Origin of the sequence: Desertibaculum subflavum (genome assembly GCA_003576705.1) — a bacterium.
In the GTDB taxonomy this organism is placed as follows: Bacteria; Pseudomonadota; Alphaproteobacteria; order Ferrovibrionales; family Ferrovibrionaceae; genus Desertibaculum; species Desertibaculum subflavum.
On the sequence record QOZS01000002.1, the window covers coordinates 178178 to 184457 of the forward strand.

Here is a 6280-nt window from a genome sequence, read left to right on the forward strand (position 1 = left end):
TTGCGGCGCCTGGGATACCCCCGGCCCGCGCCGCGACGCCCCATATCACAGCGATGGCCTCGCAGCGATGGCCGGCGGGTCGCGCCTGGCTGCCGGGCGCCGCCGGCCGCGCCCAATGCGTCAGCTTGCCCGGACCGGCGCCGGCCGCCCGCCCCCGCCCCGCCGTTCGAACAGGGCGTCGTACTGAAAGTATATGCTGTCGGTCGCGGCATTCGAGCGGCGGACCGGCGACAGGATCGTCGCCGTGAAGCCCTGCCCCGCCATGATGTCGAACAGCACGTCCTTGGACGAGCCGAGCTGCCGCAGGCTGAATTCGGAAACCTCCATAATGACGACCTTCACCCGCGACAGCGTCGCGCGCGCGCCTTCCAGCAGCTGCACCTCCGCCCCCTCGACGTCGATCTTCAGCAGGTCCGGGACTTCGGTCCCGAGCTGGTTGTCCAGGGTATCCAGCGATATCGAGACGGTCCGGCCGCCGGTCGGGCGCAAGGTCGCAGCCCCCAGGTTGGAATCCCGCTCGATATGCAGCGTCGCCGTGCCCGGGGCCGCGGCGAGCCCGACCGCGCGGATATCGATCCGGTAGCCGTTCAGATCGGCGTTCCGCCGGATGGCGGCGGCACAATCGGGGTTCGGCTCGAAGGCGATGACCCGCGCGCCCCGCGACGCCGCCAGCAGCGAGAAGAAACCGACATTGGCCCCGCAATCGACGAACAGCCGGCCAGGGCCGATGCGGGACCGGACCGCATTCGCCACGCCGTCATCCCAGGTGCCGGTCAGACAGATCTGCCGCTGGATGAAGTCGGAAGTGTCGAGCTCCATCAGGAACCGGTCGGCGGTGCGGCTTCGCACGGTCGGCTTGCCCAGCCGCCGGTCGGCGATCTGCTGCAGTCGCCACCGCCCCGCCGGCGCCCAGCGCGACGCCCAGATTGCCGCTTCGGCAAGCGCCCTCATCTACCGGCCCCCTCGTGGTTGTTCAATTGACCGGGCGGCCCCTCACAGGTGACGATAATCAATCATGGCAGCCCGCGACCCGACCACAGAGCAAAAAAGCTGACGCCACACCTTCCGGTCGCCGATCACGTTGAATCCCGCTTTACAGGGAATTGAATGGGCGACATTCCTCTTGCTGCGGCTTTTCGGGCCGCGGCGGTCCCACTTCTGAAGAACCCCCGCCGTCCGAAATCCATGGCTGGCGCCTCGATGCAGCGGTAGGTGACAGCTGACAGGGTTAGTGTGGCGACGATCGTTGCCAACCCAGTAGCGAGTGCCAAAGCAAGCTTTCCACGCACGGCGAACGGCTCGTAGAGCCAGTAGAGCGCCAGAAACGATATCAACCCATGTGTCAGGTAGACCGAATAGGATACCTTGCCGAGCCAGAGCAGAGCCGAATTATACATTATAGCAAGTCCGATTCGCTGGACGGCGGTTTGCGCCGGCCGACGGTCGGCAAGGATTAGTGCAACCATCGCGGCCCATACGATCAGGCCGAGTGAACGGGCGACCATCAGATAGATGGCGGTGATGGCGAGCACCGCGGTGGCATCGATCAGCCTCGGCGCGATGTCGACGTACTGCAGATGTCGATAGCCGTAGAATGTCAAGATGCCGGCCAAGAAGTAGCCGCCTTGCCGGATAGCGAAGCCTTCGCCGCCGTAGTTGGTGAAACGGAGCAGGCAAATCGTGCCGAGTGCGGCGATCAGCGCGTACCACCGCCGTGCCACCGCCATCCAGAACAACAGCGGCGCGACAAGATAGAACTGCCACTCGACCGAGATAGACCAGCCCTGACCGACGAACGCATAGTCACTGTTCGGCAGAAGCCTAGGGTCCGCCAACCCGTGCAGCATCGGGACATGCAGGACGAGGTGCAGCCAAAAGTGCTCTAGCGTATCGCGAATGTTCTGCAGCATCGGCGCGTAGCCGGCATTCTGCTCGGCCAGCCATGCGGCGGGGCCGACCTGCCAGGACATCGCCAGCGCCGACACCAGCACAACGAACAGATAGACCGGTGCGAGGCGGAAAAGCCGGCGGCGAATGAACTCGCCGTAGCTCGGCCGCTGGCCGTCGAGCAGATAGAAAATCACGAAGCCGGATAGGATAATGAAAACGTCGACCGCATGGCCCGGCTCTGCCAGAGCCTTGAATGTGCCGAGATCGGCCGCGGTATAGCCCGCGCCCTTGACGATATGGCCCACCAAGACCCAAAGGGCCATGAGGCCACGAAGCGATTCGAGGGCCGCGATGCGCTTCATGCCGCCGCCACGACCGCAGCGATGGCGGCCACCGCGAGCGGCAGCATCAACGCTCACATACGCGGAAGCTGTTGCGCCCCATCACGTCACCCCCCTACACAAATCTAAACACTGTAGGTTGCGGCGTGCAAGGAGTTTTCTATAAGCAAAAGTGGGAATTGGCTTACGGCGCGATGGTGATTGCATCGTCAAAATTAGAACGGGACAAAAGCAAGCTTGAGACCCACAGTTGGATGAAGAATTCGCATCCCCAATGCGCTGCGTGATGATCAAACGCGGTTTCGATTCTACTGAGGCTCCAAAGATCGACGATACCACCGCTCCCTGAATGGGCTGCCGACCGGAGAGATTACACTTGGTCGGCCGGCATGCTTCGAAGCTTCTCAGTGTCTATGAGCGGCGTAATGCGCGGTCACTCAAGGCCCGCATTGAGAATACGAGATCCATACAAATCTTCTTTGGAAAATGAATGCAGGACTTCGTGACAGTAATGGTGGCGACCAAGAGTGCTATCCAACAGACAGGCGCTTGGAAGGGGCCGGAGTGCTGTATCGATAGCGCAACGGCAAACGGCTCGCGGCAGGCTCGACGAGTTGCTGAGGCATCACTTTCCCCGATCGGCGAACCATGGCCTTCTGAGCCGGCTCATGTGGCATCGGGCTGAAGACTTGGGGTCTTCTCGGAATCTGCCATCTCCCGCTGTCATTCTGGTAAGAGCGATCGCCATTACGCTGGCGATTCACGTCGGTTCGCAGAGGTCAACGTCGAGGTCTTGGCATGATGCCGTCGAATAGTGCCGGGTTGCGCAACTTCGCCTCCAGCCCTGCCGGGCTGGCGCTGCTGGGCGTCGGCGCCTTGTGCATCCTGCCCACACTGGCGATGTGGGCGATGGGATCGGGCCTGGGCGTCTGGCGCATCCGGCAATGGACGGAGTTCCTGGCCAGCAACGATTCCTGGGTGCCGATCAAGGCGGCGCTCGAATATCTGGCGCGCGGGGATGCCGCCGGCCTGTACGAGGAGACCTATTATCGGGCGCGGGATCAGTTCCTTTATCCGCCGGTCAGCCTGGCCCTGTTCAGAATCACCGAGGAGCTGCTGTTCATCGATTGGAGCTCGCCCCGGAAGATGAACATCCTGAGCTGGTTTCTGATCCCGCTCTCGGCCGCGATCGTCGCCACGATTGTCTTCAAGTCGATCCAGCTGGCGAACCGGCAATTTCCGGAGCGCGCCATCCGCCGGCCGGATGCCTGGCTGATGACCGCGACGGCGGCGGCCTCGGTCTTCGTCTTCTACCCGCTGATCAAGGGCTACACGCTGGGCCAGATCCAGACGCTGCTGACGACGTTGATCCTGCTGTCGATCGCGTGCTGGATCGTGCGGTACAAGCTGGCGGCCGGCATCTGCCTGGGCCTGGTCTGCGCCATCAAGCCCCACCTCGTGCTGATCTATCTATGGGCCGTCCTGCGGCGCGAATTCGGGTTCGTGGCGGGCGGGCTGCTGGTGCTGGTGCCGCTCTCGATCTTCGCTCTTGTCGCCTTCGGCCTGCCGGTTCACCTCGAATATCTCGACCTGATGTCGTTCCTGTCGCGCCGCGGCGAGTCCTATTACGCCAGCTATTCGATCAACGGCCTGCTCAACCGGATGTTCTTTCTCGGGCCGAACCTGGAATGGGACGGAACGCACTCGCAGATCATCTACAACAAGTGGGTACACATGGCGACGGTGGTGAGCTCGCTCGCGCTGGTCGCCCTGGCGCTGTTCTGGCGGGTGCCCAGGCGCATCTCGCCGCTGCCGCTCGACTACTGCACCGCCCTCGTCGTGCTGAGCATCGCGGCCCCGGTCGCCTACGAGCACCATTTCGGCTTCACCATCGCGGTGTTCTGGATCTGCCTGATCGCCATGCACATGGTCGGCATGGTCGGATGGCGGCACCTCGCCCTGCTCGCGGCCGCCTACTTCCTGTGCGCGAACTTCATCTATCACCCGCTCGACCGGCTCGCCGACACCTATTTCAACTTCCTGCAGTCGTACATGATGTACGGCATCTTTGCGCTGATCTGGCTCCTGTTCCTCATCCGGGCGCGCGTCGAACATGCCCCCCGGCCCGCCGCCGCAGCCGGCGGGCCGCGGCTGCGGCAGGCTTCGACCGGCGAGCTGCCGGGAGGGGGATGATGCACGCCCCCGGGTCGAGGCCGGGCCTGTCCGCGCACACCATCGACCGCCGCGATCTGCTGACCGGCGCGCTGCTGTTCGTGGCCGCGGCGCTGGTCCTGGTGCCGCTGACCGGGCTGCTCGACCGGCTCGGCGCCTATGAGCGGCTCGACATCCTGTTCAACGCCGACAGCAAGGGCGCCCTGCAGGAGATGACGACGGGGACCGGGCTCAGGGCCCGCTCGGTCTCGCATCCGCTCTACCATGTGCTGATCGGCTATCCGGTCAAATACCTCGTCCTGGCGGTCGCCGCGCTGCTGCGGCAGCCGGCCGGCGAGATCGCTCGCCACTTCATCTATGTCACGCCGCTGGTCGCCGCCGCGCTCACCACCCTGCTCTACGCCACGCTGCGCCGCTTCTGCGCCAGTCGGGCCGCCTGCCTGCTGGCCGCCATCTTCTTCGCCGCCGGCTTCGCGATGCTGGTCTTCGGATCGATCCTCGAGCATTTCCTGCTGTCGGGCTTCCTGATCGCCGCCGCCTTCGCCGCCGCCCTGCACATGGTGGCGCGCAGGACCTTCTCGCGCCTGTTCTGGATCGGCGCGGCCTTCCTCTGCGGCGCCATCACGGTGACCAACCTGGTGCCGATCGGCATCCTGTTCCTGCTGCACGCGATCTATGTGGGGCGGCCGGCGATCCGCGATGCCCTGGTGATTTCCCTGACCTCGGTGGCACTGCTCGCCGGCGCGATGGTCGCCACCCACTATCTGGTGCAGGACTACAATCTCGGCGGCCCGAGCATGCCGGAGAAGTATCTCGTCGCCGACTATATGGACCGGCTGGTGCATATCCCGGATTTCCTGGTCAATGCGGTGGCGCCGAGCGCCGTCGCGCTGGAGCCGACCGATCACGGCACCGGCTTCACCTTGAACGGGGTGCGCTCGGCGATCTCGCTGCCCGGCCTGGCGCTGCTGGTGATGCTGACGCTCAGCGCCCATGCCTGGCTGCGGTCGCGCGATCGCACCTTCCGCTTCGCCATGGCGGCCGCGGCCCTGGTCGTCGCCTTCAACCTGGTGTTCCATTCCTTCTGGGGCGACGAGGTCTTCCTCTATGCGCCGCACTACATATTCATGCAGGGCTTCCTGCTGCTGGCCTGGCTGCATGTCGCGGGCGCGGGCCTGGCCGCGGCCGTACTGGTGCCGGCGACGGCGCTGGTGATCGCCGCCAACCATGCCAGCCTGCGGTACGTCCTCGGCACGATCGGCACCCTGCTGTAGCGCCGCCGCCGCGCTTCCCCTGCCCGCCTTGCGTGCTAGGGTTCGCGCTCTCGCACATTTTTCGCGTGGAGTGGACGAAACATGGATATGTCGGGCGAGCAGATCATTCCGGCGCCGCGGGCCCAGGTCTGGGCGGCGCTGAACGATCCGGCCATCCTGAAGCAGGCGATCCCCGGCTGCGAGACCATCGACAAGCTCTCCGATACCGAGCTCACCGCCACCGTCGTCGCCAAGGTCGGCCCGGTGAAGGCGACCTTCAAGGGCAAGGTCACGCTCTCCGACATCGATCCGCCCAACGGCTACACCATCTCGGGCGAGGGCCAGGGCGGCGTTGCCGGCTTCGGCAAGGGCGGCGCCAAGGTGGCGCTCACCGATGCCGAGGGCGGCGCCACGCGCCTCACCTACACCGCCAACGCCCAGGTCGGCGGCAAGCTCGCCCAGATCGGCGCGCGGCTGGTCGATGGCGCGGCGAAGAAGATGGCGGACGACTTCTTCGCCAATTTCAACCGCATCGTCGGCGAGCAGGCCGCCGCCGCGGCGCCCGCGCCCGAACCTGTCGCGCCGGCCGCGCCGGAAGGCGCCGCGCCGGCACCCACACCGCCT

General features: G+C 65.2%; 5 protein-coding genes. 3 read left to right on the forward strand and 2 right to left on the reverse strand.

Features of this window, described 5'->3' with window-relative positions; all coding sequences use genetic code 11:
* Positions 1-120 precede the first annotated feature (120 nt).
* Positions 121-951 (reverse strand): FkbM family methyltransferase, encoded by an 831-nt coding sequence (locus DT074_RS02120; RefSeq protein ID WP_119418140.1) that lies wholly within the window; start codon positions 949-951, stop codon positions 121-123.
* Positions 952-1076: 125 nt separating this feature from the next.
* Positions 1077-2252: an acyltransferase family protein gene (locus tag DT074_RS02125; RefSeq protein WP_119418141.1), complete on the reverse strand. Its 1176-nt coding sequence runs from the start codon at positions 2250-2252 to the stop codon at positions 1077-1079.
* 777 nt (positions 2253-3029) lie between these two features.
* Here DT074_RS02125 and DT074_RS02130 point away from each other — a divergent pair.
* The 3 genes from DT074_RS02130 to DT074_RS02140 form a co-directional block, all read left to right on the forward strand.
* Complete coding sequence (locus tag DT074_RS02130) at positions 3030-4424, forward strand: glycosyltransferase 87 family protein (protein ID WP_119418142.1); 1395 nt, start codon at positions 3030-3032, stop codon at positions 4422-4424.
* Entirely contained in the window at positions 4424-5677 is a 1254-nt protein-coding gene (locus tag DT074_RS02135) for a hypothetical protein (protein ID WP_162914563.1), read from the forward strand. The genes DT074_RS02130 and DT074_RS02135 overlap by 1 nt, the downstream gene beginning before the upstream one ends.
* An 81-nt stretch (positions 5678-5758) precedes the next feature.
* Positions 5759-6280, forward strand: a 522-nt coding sequence (locus tag DT074_RS02140) for an SRPBCC family protein (protein ID WP_119418144.1), incomplete at its 3' end; no start/stop codon positions are given.